This window comes from Lysinibacillus sp. G1-3 (genome assembly GCF_056322905.1).
Genome location: NZ_JBWHYQ010000001.1, coordinates 33,676 through 47,294, shown reverse-complemented (window position 1 = coordinate 47,294; position 13,619 = coordinate 33,676). Strand labels below are relative to the sequence as shown.

13 protein-coding genes are annotated in these 13,619 nt (G+C 37.2%); 4 read left to right on the top strand and 9 right to left on the bottom strand.

Translation table 11 applies throughout. From position 1 onward, the window contains the following. Positions 1-31: 31 nt before the first annotated feature. Positions 32-1,009, bottom strand: a complete 978-nt coding sequence (locus ACVYAD_RS00205; RefSeq protein WP_079559704.1) for an alpha-ketoacid dehydrogenase subunit beta — start codon at positions 1,007-1,009, stop codon at positions 32-34. Positions 1,010-1,012: 3 nt separating this feature from the next. Further along, the gene (gene pdhA / locus ACVYAD_RS00200; protein WP_476423871.1) at positions 1,013-2,128 is read right to left on the bottom strand and encodes a pyruvate dehydrogenase (acetyl-transferring) E1 component subunit alpha; all 1,116 of its coding nucleotides are present in this window, start codon (positions 2,126-2,128) and stop codon (positions 1,013-1,015) included. Between the two features lie 393 nt (positions 2,129-2,521). Between pdhA and def the strand changes: the two genes are divergently transcribed. Continuing rightward, positions 2,522-3,079, top strand: coding sequence for a peptide deformylase (def, locus tag ACVYAD_RS00195; protein ID WP_349658976.1), 558 nt, complete (start codon positions 2,522-2,524; stop codon positions 3,077-3,079). A 125-nt stretch (positions 3,080-3,204) separates the two neighbouring features. Here def and phnX read toward each other — a convergent pair whose 3' ends face one another. Genes phnX through ACVYAD_RS00170 form a run of 5 tightly spaced genes read right to left on the bottom strand, consistent with a single transcriptional unit; the run spans position 3,205 to position 8,474 of the window. Further along, on the bottom strand, positions 3,205-4,011 hold the full coding sequence (gene phnX, locus ACVYAD_RS00190) for a phosphonoacetaldehyde hydrolase (protein ID WP_476423869.1): 807 nt from the start codon (positions 4,009-4,011) through the stop codon (positions 3,205-3,207). Continuing rightward, on the bottom strand, positions 4,008-5,102 hold the full coding sequence (gene phnW / locus ACVYAD_RS00185; RefSeq protein WP_476423867.1) for a 2-aminoethylphosphonate--pyruvate transaminase: 1,095 nt from the start codon (positions 5,100-5,102) through the stop codon (positions 4,008-4,010). Before phnW ends, phnX begins: the two co-directional genes overlap by 4 nt. Before the next feature lie 16 nt (positions 5,103-5,118). Then, a complete protein-coding gene (locus tag ACVYAD_RS00180; RefSeq protein WP_349658979.1) occupies positions 5,119-6,102 on the bottom strand; it encodes an extracellular solute-binding protein in 984 nt (327 codons plus the stop codon). Next, a complete protein-coding gene (locus ACVYAD_RS00175) occupies positions 6,065-7,729 on the bottom strand; it encodes an ABC transporter permease subunit (RefSeq protein ID WP_476423865.1) in 1,665 nt (554 codons plus the stop codon). The genes ACVYAD_RS00180 and ACVYAD_RS00175 overlap by 38 nt, the downstream gene beginning before the upstream one ends. After that, positions 7,722-8,474, bottom strand: coding sequence for an ABC transporter ATP-binding protein (locus ACVYAD_RS00170; protein ID WP_349658981.1), 753 nt, complete (start codon positions 8,472-8,474; stop codon positions 7,722-7,724). Before ACVYAD_RS00170 ends, ACVYAD_RS00175 begins: the two co-directional genes overlap by 8 nt. 147 nt (positions 8,475-8,621) lie before the next feature. Between ACVYAD_RS00170 and ACVYAD_RS00165 the strand changes: the two genes are divergently transcribed. Continuing rightward, positions 8,622-9,395 (top strand): DeoR/GlpR family DNA-binding transcription regulator, encoded by a 774-nt coding sequence (locus ACVYAD_RS00165; RefSeq protein WP_476423863.1) that lies wholly within the window; start codon positions 8,622-8,624, stop codon positions 9,393-9,395. 68 nt (positions 9,396-9,463) lie between these two features. Here ACVYAD_RS00165 and ACVYAD_RS00160 read toward each other — a convergent pair whose 3' ends face one another. After that, positions 9,464-10,234, bottom strand: coding sequence for a Cof-type HAD-IIB family hydrolase (locus tag ACVYAD_RS00160; protein WP_386826925.1), 771 nt, complete (start codon positions 10,232-10,234; stop codon positions 9,464-9,466). Between the two features lie 448 nt (positions 10,235-10,682). On the opposite strand from ACVYAD_RS00160, the gene ACVYAD_RS00155 reads away from it, so the two are divergent. Further along, on the top strand, positions 10,683-10,892 hold the full coding sequence (locus ACVYAD_RS00155) for a DNA-dependent RNA polymerase subunit epsilon (RefSeq protein WP_349658984.1): 210 nt from the start codon (positions 10,683-10,685) through the stop codon (positions 10,890-10,892). A 5-nt stretch (positions 10,893-10,897) separates the two neighbouring features. Continuing rightward, on the top strand, positions 10,898-12,565 hold the full coding sequence (rnjA, locus tag ACVYAD_RS00150; protein WP_349658985.1) for a ribonuclease J1: 1,668 nt from the start codon (positions 10,898-10,900) through the stop codon (positions 12,563-12,565). 214 nt (positions 12,566-12,779) lie between these two features. Here the strand turns inward: rnjA and ACVYAD_RS00145 are convergent, their stop codons facing one another. Continuing rightward, entirely contained in the window at positions 12,780-13,613 is an 834-nt protein-coding gene (locus tag ACVYAD_RS00145; protein WP_349658986.1) for a TetR/AcrR family transcriptional regulator, read from the bottom strand. Positions 13,614-13,619: the final 6 nt, after the last annotated feature.

The following is a 13,619-nucleotide window of genomic DNA, read 5'->3' as shown; positions in this document are numbered from 1 at the left end:
TATTTGCTGTCCTTCAAGTTTAGAAGTTACATTAGAATGTTAAAACTTTTTTAGCTGTTTCCATTACATCTTTATAGTTCGGTAACCAAACACCTTCAGCTTGTGGGAATGGGTACACAGTATCTGGTGCAGCTACACGAAGTACAGGTGCTTCTAAACTTAAAATCGCGCGCTCTGTAATTTCAGCCACTACGTTTGCAGCAATACCTGCTTGTTTTTGAGCCTCTTGTACAACGATTGCACGACCTGTTTTTTCAACGGACGCAATAATTGTCTCAATATCAATTGGTTGGATTGTACGTAAATCAATTACTTCTACAGAGTGACCTTCTTTTTCTAGCTCCTCTGCTGCCTTTAAGCTTTCGTGAACCATTAAACCGTAGGCAATAATTGTTAAATCTTTACCTTCACGTTTTACATCCGCCTTACCTAGTGGAATTTCGTATGCTTCCTCAGGTACCTCTTCACGGAATGAACGATATAATTTTAAATGCTCTAAGAAAATGACTGGATTATCATTTCGAATAGATGAAATAAGTAAACCTTTAGCATCGTATGGAGTTGATGGGACAACAACCGTTAAACCTGGCTGTGCTGTCATTAAGCTTTCTAAACTATCAGAGTGCATTTCAGGTGTATGCACGCCTCCACCAAACGGAGAACGGATTGTTACTGGTGCATTATAGACACCACCGCTACGATAGCTCATACGTGCTAATTGACCACTGATCGAGTCCATTACTTCATATACGAAACCGAAGAACTGGATTTCAGGAACCGGACGGAAACCTTGTAGAGAAAGACCGACTGCTAAGCCACCAATACCTGATTCTGCTAACGGTGTATCGAATACACGGTCAACCCCAAATTCTTTTTGTAGGCCTTCAGTTGCGCGGAATACCCCACCGTTGACACCTACATCTTCCCCGAATACAAGAACGTTTTCATCATTCTTTAATTCTGTGCGAAGTGCATCTGTAATTGCTTGAATCATCGTCATTTGTGCCATAGGTTATTTCGACTCCTTCTCTTTGTAGATTTCATACTGTTCTTTTAAATTAGATGGCATTTCGCCTTTGTACATGTTTTCCATTAACTCTGTTACTTTTTGTTTTGGAGCAGCATCGGCTTTTTTGATTGCTTCTTTAATTTCTTCTTTTGCACGCTCAATAACAGCCTCTTCTTTTTGCTCATCCCACAGACCTTTTGCTTCTAAGTATTTACGGAAGCGTACAAGAGGGTCTTTTTGTGCCCATTCATTATCTGTATCTGATGTACGGTAACGCGTTGGGTCATCCCCTGCCATTGTATGAGGACCATAGCGATAGCACATTGTTTCAATTAATGTTGGACCTTCGCCATTTACTGCACGCTCACGTGCATCACGTGTTGCTACGTAAACTGCTAGCGCATCCATTCCATCTACTAAAATACTTGGTAAGCCTGCTGCTACACCTTTTTGAGCGATTGTTTTTGCAGCAGTTTGTAATTCGCGAGGTGTTGAAATGGCGAATTGGTTATTTTGTACAATGAAGATTGCTGGTGACTTAAATGCACCTGCAAAGTTAATGCCTTCATAGAAATCCCCTTGTGATGAACCGCCATCACCTGTATAAGTTACTGCCACTGCCTTTTTACCACGTTTTTGAATACCAAGAGCTACACCTGCTGCTTGAATATATTGTGCACCGATAATAATTTGAGGTGCTAATACGTTTACGCCATCAGGAACTTGGTTCCCCGCAAAATGACCGCGTGAGAATAAAAACGCTTTATCTAAAGGTAAACCGTGCCATACGATTTGTGGTACATCACGGTAACCCGGTAAAATCCAATCTTCTTTTTCTAATGCAAAGTGCGACGCAAGTTGTGAAGCTTCTTGCCCAGCAGTTGGTGCATAGAAGCCTAAGCGACCTTGACGGTTAAGAGAGATAGATCGTTGGTCTAAAATACGTGTATAAACCATACGCGTCATTAACTCAACTAGTTCCTCATCAGATAGCTTCGGGTCTGCCTCTTCATTTATAATTTCGCCTTCTTCATTCAAAATTTGAAACATTTCAAACTTATCTTCGATTTCAGTTAGCGTTTGTTTAGCATCAAAAATATTATTGTTTTTCTTGCTCATTTGTCACATCTCCCTTTCAGCTGTATTAAAATAAATCACCGTTTCAACTAGTACAACTTATTCTTTGCACTCAGTATACTGAATAAAATACTGTCGGTCAATCATATATTACGCGTACAAACAAAGATTTTTTCTAACATAACAATTAAACAACTCTGTTTCATACTGTACCACTAATTAATATTTTCTGTATTATAACAACGTATTAAAGGTACTCAATTATTACGTTCTCCTACATGATTACCAATAGTAGAATGCCCAGTTTCAGACAATCTAATAGCTATTAAAAAATTTTTTAAGTATATTCAAATAAGGTTTTTTTCATGTGATTGTTTTAAGACGTGATGTATACTTATAAGCAAGACACTACAAAGTCGAAAGGAAGATTCATATATGATTTTAATGGATGATATTATTCGCGAAGGTCATCCGACTTTACGCACAAAAGCCGAGGAGGTAAAATTCCCTTTAACTGATGAAGTAAAACAACTCGCAGAAGACATGCTTCAATATTTAATAAACAGCCAAGATCCCGAAATGGCAGATAAATATAACTTACGTAGCGGCATTGGATTAGCTGCCAATCAAATAAATAGCCTCCATCGAATGTTTGCCCTCCATTTAACAGATGAGAATGGCGAACAATTAAGTTTTGTAGCAATCAACCCAAAAATCGTTAGTCACTCAGTAGAAAACACGTACCTTGCAACAGGCGAGGGCTGCCTTTCTGTAGATCGCAATGTTCCAGGCTATGTACCACGTCATGCTCGTGTTACAGTTAAATTTAAAACCATTGAAGGTGAGGAGAAAAAAATGCGCCTTAAAGGAATGCCTGCTATAGCCTTCCAACACGAATTAGACCACCTTAACGGCGTTATGTTTTACGACCGCATCAATGAAAAAAATCCATTTACGGAAATTCCAGATTCTACACCATATGAGCGCGATTAGGCGCACGAAAATGAAAGCAAACCCCTGCAGTTTTTTTAAAACTGGGGGTTTACTTCTTTCTTGCCTCGTTATGAAATTCATCTGACACTTTAACTTCGGGATCAGTCTAACATCCACCTGAGGCTTTAAGCCATTACGATTCCTCGTTCTAAACGCTCATTAATTTTTTCCAATAATGCTGGGAGCTCTTTTATCGTTCGAATCGTATAATGTGCACCTGTTTCTTTAAATATTCTTGCTGTTTTTTCAATAGCAAATTGCTGCTCTTCTTCAGATAAAGCCATATACTCTTCTTCAGATAACCCCATTTCAGAGCTTCCAATAATAACACCAACAGCCCATACACCTGCATTTAGAGCTTCTTGAATATCTGAAGTTGTATCACCAATCTTCACCACTTGTTTCGTCGCCTGAATACCCATTGCTTCCATATTTTTAAAAATCATATATGGGTAAGGGCGTCCTTTATCTCCTAATTGAGTAGGCGTTACTAAAAAATCAGGTTCATATCCTTTAGCCGCTGCATGCGAAGTCACTACCTCCATCATCGAGTCTGTATATCCCGTCGTAGAACCGATCCGAATACCCTCTTCTTTTAATTGTTGTATCGTTTCTGTCACATACTGAATCGGATCCGTGTAAGTCGCTAAAGATTCCATTAACTTTGATTCAAACTGCATATATAAAGCGTGGACATCCTCTTCCGTAAAATCTCGTCCATACTTTTCGTTCCATACCTCACGAATTCTTGGCATTTCAAGCATTGTACGAATATGATCTATTTTCAACATGCCCATCGGTTTACGTGCTTCCTCTAGCGTAACTTTGACTCCCGCATCTTCAAAAACTGTAAGAAAAACATTCACAGGAGCAAAGCAACCAAAATCAACAGTTGTACCTGCCCAATCTAAAATAATCGCTTCAATCTTCATTTTTTTATCACCACCATATAATTTTCGATAACCTTACACAATGACTTCATATCATCTTCATGAATGTCTCCAATATTGCCAATTCGGAATGTATCCACATCTGTTAGTTTCCCCGGATAAATGACAAATCCTGCTTTTTTCATCGCATTATAGAAATGATCGAAGGAGAACCCTTCATAAGGGAATAAAAATGTCGTAATAATAGGTGATTGTAACCCCTCTGAAATATAAGCGTTAAAACCAAGTGCTTGCAATTGAGTACGAAGTATACGATTATTATTCGCATATCGTTCGTAACGAGCACGTATACCACCTTCTTCCACAAGTTCCTCTAATGCCTTCGCAAAAGCTGCCACTACATGTGTAGGAGATGTAAAACGCCATTTCCCATCGAGTTTCATCACTTCCCACTGATTATATAAATCTAATACAACACTTCTAGCTTGCTCTTTACACTTTTCTAATTCCTTAATCTTTGCGATAACAAACCCAAACCCAGGTACCCCTTGGATACATTTATTAGCACTGCTAATTAAATAATCAATCCCTAATGCTTTTAAATCCATCGGTACGCCACCGAAGCTACTCATCGCATCAACGATAAACGTTTTATCCAACCCTTTTACAACGCTTCCTATTTCGTGAATAGGATTTAAAATGCCCGTTGTCGTCTCACAATGTACAATAGCAACATGTGTTATTGTTGCATCATTTTCCAACAGCGCTTTCACTTCGAGTGGTGATGGCGGTTCATTATAAGGAACACTATAGACCGCGTGCTGTAGTTTAAGCACTTTTGCCATTTCAACAATGCGTTCACCGTAAGCACCATTTGTGATAATAAGGACTTTATCTTCCTCTCCAACAGCCGTTGTTAACACTGATTCCACAACAAAACTGCCACTTCCCTGCATAAGAACAGTTGCATAATCTGTTTCTGTCACTTGCGCTAACTCTAAAAGCTGCTTACGTATTGTTTGTGTGACACTTTTATAATCATCATCCCAAGTACAACGATCTTTTAGCATCTCTTGTTTTACTGTAGCAGTTGTCGTTAAAGGTCCTGGCGTTAACAATTTATAGTTGTTCATAAAAATTAATATCTCCTTATTTTTGCGCTTCTTTAAAGAAAGCTTGATGTTTTTCTAATAGATCTACCGTTAAAGTCGTATCCCACTTCTTCAAATATTTAGGTACATGCTCATCATTTACTTGCTCACCTTCATAAAGAGCTACAGGATATTGCTTCAATAAATCAGGGCGGGCCTCCGTTGCGATTACTTTGGCTATTTCATGCGCTAACGCTTCATCCCCCTCTTTATCTACTACAGCCACTGATTCTGTTAATGTAAAGTTACCTTCTATTGGATCGATATAATCAATCGGTAGCCCTTCTTTTTTAGCATTGATAGCCTGAATACGCAGACCAAATCCTACAGCCACTTCGCCCGTTTTTACTTTTTTAATAGGCCCAGAGCCTGAGCTTTCGATATGCGGTCCAGCATTTTTGATTAAATCAGCTAATATTTGTTTGCCCTCTTTTTCTCCATACTCATTAATAATGGCCTGCACTAACAACCAAGCTGTTGACGAGTCATGAATATTAGGAAACGACAATAAATCTTTATAGGCAGGGTTTGTTAAATCCTTAACAGATGTTGGAACTGGCAAATCTTTTTGTTTTAATAAATCCGTATTAATAAAAATCGAGCCGATATTCCCTAAAATCGGTAATGCAAATGTAGAACCATCATCTAAAGGCTTTAAATCAGAAGATAAATCTACAAACATGGACTTGGACTTTTGCGCACTTTCAATAAAATAAGAAGCCGTTGTTACGACATCTGCTTCAATATCTTTCCCCTCCGCCATTATTTTCCCGCCCAGTTCAGACGTTCCGAATGATTGGATTAAATATTTACCTTTATACCCCTTGTTATCTAATGTTGCTTCCATAACGTCAATCGCTTCATCATCTGCATTTGAATAAATAATGACTTGATCTTTCGAACCTGCTTCCGCTCCTCCACATGCTGCCAAAACAATTGCTGAGCTAACTGTACCTAACATCATTACTGTTGATTTTTTCATCTTTATGCTCCTTTGTTTTTTCTTTAGGTATTGCTATATAATCACAACCTAATTTCACAATGAGGTTTGTACATAAAATAAAAATCGATAGAACAAAAATGTCTGTATACTTCGCGAAATGTTGAAGTTCTTTTATACGTGTCGATACAAGCATCGTTTTCGTGCTAACAAGGAAAATTACCCCGCTAACAGTCACCATGGCGTTTAAAAAATAATAGCTGAACATTTGATAAATCGTAGGTCTAATATTCGGTAAAATAACGCGAATAACCGTTTTCAACCACGAATCTTTTAATAGCTCTGCTGTTACTTCCCATGTCGGATCCATTTTTTGCAATGAATTTTTCGCCATTAAATATGGTGTTGTAAAGAAGTGAACGACATTACACGCAATAATGATGAGGAATGTCCCTTTTAAGGAACTCCCATTAAAGAAGAACAAGTAAGAAAGACCAAGTACCATGCCTGGCACAGTATTCGTAACCATTGAAGCAAAATCTATGCTTTTCCTTCCTTTAAGTGGTGTTCGTACATTTAATAGAGCGGACACAAACGCTACAGCCACACCTAAAACAGCTGTCAAAACAGCCACTATTAGCGAGTTCATATAGACTTGCTTCAAGCCCTGTTCAGCTAGTACGTTTTTCACATGCTCGAATGTAAAGCTGAAATCATATGGATAACCTTTCGTAAAAGGTACTATAAATATTGTTGAAAACATGATTAATACCGCACCTACACAAACAAACGAGAAAACAGTAAACATTACATCACGGAAACGATGGACAACGAGGTCACTTTTAGAAACTTGCTTATACTGAAAATTAAATCGTTCCAAAATCGTTAACATAACAACTCCAAGCACTGCAGGTACTAACATTAAAATCGAAATCACTGCACCTCTCTCGAAATGTACAATGGAACCAAGCATCGCTTGATATAGCTCAGTAGCAATAACTTTGTAGCTACCACCAACTGACGCTGGTATCCCGAAATCTGTAAAACTTAACACAAACGATAGTATGAATGCCCCACCAATCGTCCCTTGCATCGGACGAAATACTGTATGATAAAATCTTCGGTATGGTCGATCATGCATCAGCATGGAAACTAGCAGAAACCTTTTATCAATATATTGCATAGAATTTTGCATTAATATAAAGGCAACGGGCAATGTATACAGCACATAACCAATTAATAAACCGTTAAATCCATAGACTGTAAACAAGGGCTGACCAAGTATCTTCGTAATAATCCCTTGATTGCCAAAGGTATAAATCAGTACAAAGCCATATGTTATGGTCGGTAATAGCATTGGTAATGTAATACCCACTTGGACAAGCTTTTTCGTAAAGCGATGCATCGTTGTAAAATGAACAGCATAGGCCAATAAAAAAGCCAAAATGGTCGTGATTAAAGCTGCTATTAAAGAGACTTGAAAACTATTGAAAAACGCATCACGAATCTCCACATTTTGCAATGTTTCCACATAGTTTTGAATGGTGATGGCCTTCCCCTTTTTTAAAGATTGCCAAAACATATACAGTAACGGAACAATTAAAAAGAAAACAAAAAAGAAAATAATCGGAAGAAAAATCAATTTCATTATTTTATTTGTTTTAAGCATACGATTCTCCAAATAGCTGATAAATGTTATGACGTTTTATATGAAGCTGTCTTAATATAAAATCTTCAACAAATTGGTTTTCTGGTGTATTTACTATTTCTTGCGGCGTTCCAAATTGCGAAACAGTTCCCTCATTAATAATTAGCACTTTATCTGATAGCGTAAGAGCTTCCTCTGGATCGTGCGTGACAATGATTGTCGTTAAATTAAATTGGCGAGCAATGGATTGGATCCGTTCTTTAATCGATTCCTTTATCACGCCATCTAGCGCACTTAACGGTTCATCCAACAATAAAATTTTAGGCTGCATCACAAGTGTTCTAGCTATAGAAACACGCTGTTTTTGCCCGCCTGATAACTCATGAATCTTTTTATGTAAATGTGGGGTCAGTTCTAAAAAGTCTATATATTCCTGAACCTCTTTTTTTGACATTCCTTCTTTTTTATTTTTCAAACCATAGACGATGTTGTCATAAGCATTTAAATGAGGAAACAACGCAAAGTCCTGAAAAACAATATTAAACCCTCGATCTTGCATAGATTGTTTCGATATATCTTGTCCGTTGTAAAAAAGCTGTCCATTCGTTTGTTGAGTAAGACCTAGAATAATATTGAGTAAAGTTGTTTTTCCACAACCACTCGGCCCTAGTAACGAAACTATTTCACCCGATTGAATGTTTAAATTTATATTCATCAAGACTTTTTTATTTTTATAGTTTTTCGAGATATCTTTTAGTTCTAACAAATTGGTCACCTCTCTTTAGTTCTTAACCTCAGTATAGGGACAATTTGTAAAGCGAATTGCGGATTTGTGTAAATATTGAGTAAATATAGACTAATTGTTGACAAAGTTACGATCATTTTGATTATCATTTAATAGAGGTGATGTGCAATGTATACAATAGAAAGGCAACAGCATATTTTGCAATTTGTCCGAAAACATAAGGTAGTAAAATTAGTAACGCTAACAAAAGAGTTTAATGTATCAATGGAAACAATACGTCGTGATATTCATCAGCTTGTGCAAGATAAGAAAATGGAGAAGTTTTATGGTGGTGTTAAATATATGGAACCTGCCGAGGGATTGATGGATAACCGATTCCATGAACAGCTACCAGAAAAGATCGCAATCGCAAAAGCTTGTGCTTCTTTAGTACAAGATGGGGAGTGTATTTTTTTAGATAGTGGAACGACCACATATCAAATGACACCTTTTTTATTAGAAAAAGAGAAGTTAACCGTTATTACAAACTCACTTCCCGTAGCCTTTGATTTAATAGGCTCCAATATTGAAGTGATCATTATCGGCGGTAAAGTTCGTCATTCTGAAAAATCTGTAACGTCTAATGATTTCCTCTTCCGCTTCGATCATTTAAATATTAATAAAGCTTTTATTTGTGCTAGTGGGGTGTCGATTGAAAAAGGAATTTCAGATTTCAATTTAGAAGAGGCTATCACCCGAAAACAAATTATTAATATTTCTCAAACTGTGTATGTAGCAGCTGATTCTTCGAAATTTGACAAAGATGTCGCTATTCAAGTTTGTCCAGCAGATGCGGTAAATATGATTATTACAGATTGTGGACTCTCTAAAGAAACGATCAATCATTTCACGGATAAAGGTGTACAGTTAAAAATAGTAAGTACAAACATAGATACTGAATGAAATTTATGAAATACAAAAGCAACTAGCTGTAGTTAATACCTCCAACTAGTTGCTTCTCATTAATTTCTTTAGATGATATTTAATTGGCGCATAATTTTAGCAAGGCCATCCTCATCTACATGTTCTGCAATATGGGTAGCAACAGCCTTTACTCTCTCATGCCCATTCCCCATTGCCACACCTGTCCCAACAGCCTGTAGCATTTCTATATCATTCATACCATCTCCAAAAGCAATGGCATCATTTAGTGTCAGCCCCATTTTCTCAAGAACCTTTTCAATACCAGTAGCCTTCGAGCCTCCCTTCGGTAAAATATCACAAGAATAGCGATGCCAGCGTATAAACTGCACGTTAGGAAATGCTTCACGATATAAATGTTCATCTTTTTCTTCCATAAAAATAAGTGTTTGATATACATCGTTCTGCATATAATAAGTTGAGTCTAAATTTGGATACTGGTATTTTAAAGTATTTAAGCTTTCTGCCACCATATCGTTATTTTCAACAGATGCAATCATTTGCTTGTCATCTAAAAATACTACAGGTTCGTTCCGTTCTTCACCAAAGGCAATGATTTTGGCTAGCTCGTCTTTCTCAACACCATTTGTATAGACAACCTCACCACGATAAACAACATATTGCCCATTAAATGTCACATACGTATTAATATCCAACTCTTCTAGTAAGGTCTGAATCATAAATGGCGCACGGCCAGTTGCAATCGCTAGCTCATAGCCATTTCGACGAGCCTCAAAAAGCGCTTCTTTCGCTGAAGCAGGTAATATTTTCTCACTATTATAAAGCGTACCATCTACATCAAAAAATAATATTTTCTTCATCTTATAGTCCCCTTCATTATGTATTATTCTGCAAAGGCCAACGACTTTACAGAGGTATGATTTTTCATTATAATGATCCTAAGGAGTGATGTGCCATGCTGAAGAAACTCAAACGCAAATTGTTGAAGCAACTTCGCGGCATACTCGGAAAAAAATCAATTGCCTAACATTTGCCCTTCATTATTTGAAGGGCTTTTCTTTATTTTAGAGTAACTGCGTGATAATATAAAGGAAATGCATTTATTTGGCTATGTGCAACCACTGTCTCATTGCTTTATTCAATTGCAACTTGTTGTAATTACGTCTGGATTAAAATACTGAGATACAAGAACTTCAAACGCCTAATTTCGCCATTAGTATACTAGAAATTCGTTGTTTTTTCTTGTAGTACGTGCGTGGTATTAGTCAAAGCTGCAAAAAAATGTACGCAATAAAAGGAGAGCAAACTATGATTTACAAAGTTTATTACCAACAAAAAGCAAATGAAATTCCAGTTCGCGAAAATACTAAAAGTCTATACCTTGAAGCTGCTTCAGACCGCGAAGTACGTGAAAAGTTAAAAGACCGAAACTACAACATCGAGTTCATCCAACTGCTTGAAGGTAACTATTTAGCTTACGAACAAGCAAGTCCGAACTTCGTCTTAGAGGAAATTTAACAAACATGAAGTTTGTTAAAAATGACCAAGCAGCTGTTTTCGCGCTCGGCGGACTGGGCGAAATCGGCAAAAACACTTACGGCGTTCAATTTCAAGATGAAATCATTTTAATTGATGCCGGCATTAAATTCCCAGAAGACGACTTACTCGGTATTGACTATGTTATTCCGGACTATACGTATTTAGTACGCAACGTCGACAAGATTAAAGGATTATTCATTACCCATGGACATGAAGACCATATTGGTGGTATTCCCTACTTATTACGTCAAGTAAATGTCCCTGTCTACGGTGGTAAGCTTGCACTTGGCTTACTTCGCAATAAGTTAGACGAGCATGGCTTACTACGTACAACAAAGCTAATCGAAATTAAAGAAGAAGATGTTATTAAGTTCAGAAAAACATCTGTTAGCTTCTTTAGAACAACACATAGTATTCCAGATGCTTACGGGATTGTTGTAAAAACACCACCAGGTAACATCGTGCATACAGGTGACTTTAAATTTGATTTTACACCTGTAGGCGAGCCAGCCAACTTAACAAAAATGGCTGAAATCGGACGCGACGGAGTACTATGCTTACTTTCAGATAGTACAAATGCAGAAAAGCCGAATTTCACTATGTCAGAGCGTACAGTTGGAAAAAGTATCGACGAAATTTTCCGTAAGGTTGATAGTCGTATCATTTTTGCAACTTTCGCATCCAACATTCACCGTTTACAGCAAGCAACAGATGCTGCTATAAAATACGGAAGAAAAATTGCTGTCTTCGGACGTTCGATGGACAATGCCATTACAATCGGTCGTGAACTAGGCTATATTAATGCACCAAAGGATACATTTATTGATGCCCAAAGCATTAATCGTCTTCCTGCAAATGAAGTAATGATATTATGCACAGGCTCTCAAGGTGAACCGATGGCGGCCCTTTCTCGTATAGCAAATGGCACACATCGTCAAATCCAAATCCAACCTGGTGACACAGTTGTCTTCTCTTCTTCGCCAGTACCAGGAAATACGGTAAGTGTAAACAAAATTATCAACTTACTTTTCCGTGCAGGTGCAGAAGTTATTCATGGTGCACTTAATAATATCCATACGTCTGGTCACGGTTCTCAAGAGGAACAAAAACTAATGCTACGCTTAATGAAACCTAAATTCTTTATGCCGATTCACGGTGAATTCCGTATGTTGAAAATGCATACTCATCTAGCAGAAGATTGTGATGTTCCACTTGAAAATACATTCGTTATGGAGAATGGTGACGTGCTAGCATTAAGTGCCAACGAAGCACATGTAGCAGGTCGCATCCCTTCAGGAGACGTTTATATTGATGGCAATGGTATTGGAGATATCGGCAATATCGTCTTACGTGATCGACGCATCCTTTCGGAAGAAGGTTTAGTGATCGTTGTTGTAAGTGTGGATATGGAAAATCAAAAAATCGTTTCTGGCCCAGACATTATTTCGCGAGGCTTTGTTTACATGCGCGAGTCAGGTACAATGATTAATGAAGCACAAAAAATGCTAAACCGTCACCTTAACGAAACAATTCAAAGCAAAACTCCTCAATGGACTGAGCTGAAAAATGAAATTACTGACGTATTAGGACCATATTTATTTGAAAAAACAAAACGTCGACCTATGATTTTACCAATTATTATGGAGGTTTAACCTCCTCACAAAAAACTACGCAAATTTGCGTAGTTTTTTTATTTCCATTTTTCTGAAACCTCTTTGCTTTTTTTTCGTATATAGTAATAACAACTCAATTTTACTCCCTAGACTAATACATTAGCGCCACTAACACTTCAATTTTTCGTACGACCACTTAATTTCAATAAAACAGGATTGTTCACCCTTTAAAGTGACCAATCCTATTCCATGCCTAAACATTAAAGTATTTAGCTATTACATAAGCAACCCATCTATGGTCTGGCTGCAAGCGTATATTTTCAATCAAACCTTTTAAAATCGCTTTACTATAGGTTGTATTTTCGACCTGAAGTTTTAATAATTCAAGAGACTCGCGTTCTATAGAGTCTTCTAATCCGTCTAGATGTTGTTCGATTAATTCTAGTAAAGATTCCTGAGAAACTTCCTCATTACAAGGTTTTGCTGTCAATTGAATAAGCTCTTCGGTTATAAACGGAATCGTCGTATGCCGTGCAATAATTTCCGTCTTTTCAGCTAGAGATTTAGCCAATAGCTCTAAATCGAGTGATATATCAGAAAAAATAAAGAGTTCCGAATAACTTTTCATAAACCCTTTAATACAATACATGACATCATATTTTGTCTCGTGGAGTTCATCTTGATATAACTGCTCCAGCATATAGATAATCGACTTAGACATTTCGACATCATAGGCAATTATTTTCTGAAACAACTCTTTTTTTGAAAGAAGTACTTTCTCATTAAAAAACACACGGGCAGGTGCAGCATGGTTTTTAAATGCTTGAAAAATACTTTTATAAAACTCAACTAATTTGATATCTTTACTAAGCGAACTTCTGACTACTTGGTCAACATCCATAACAAACTGTTGTAGATAGTTCTCTACCATGGAAATTATAAGCTCGTCTTTTGTTTTGAAAGATAAATAAAATGCACCTTTTGAAATCCCACATCGTTCTGTAATTTGCTGTACAGATGTAGCTTCAAAGCCTTGTTCTGAGAAAAGCTCCAACGCTTTCTCCATAATAAGTTGCTTTTTTAACATACTTTT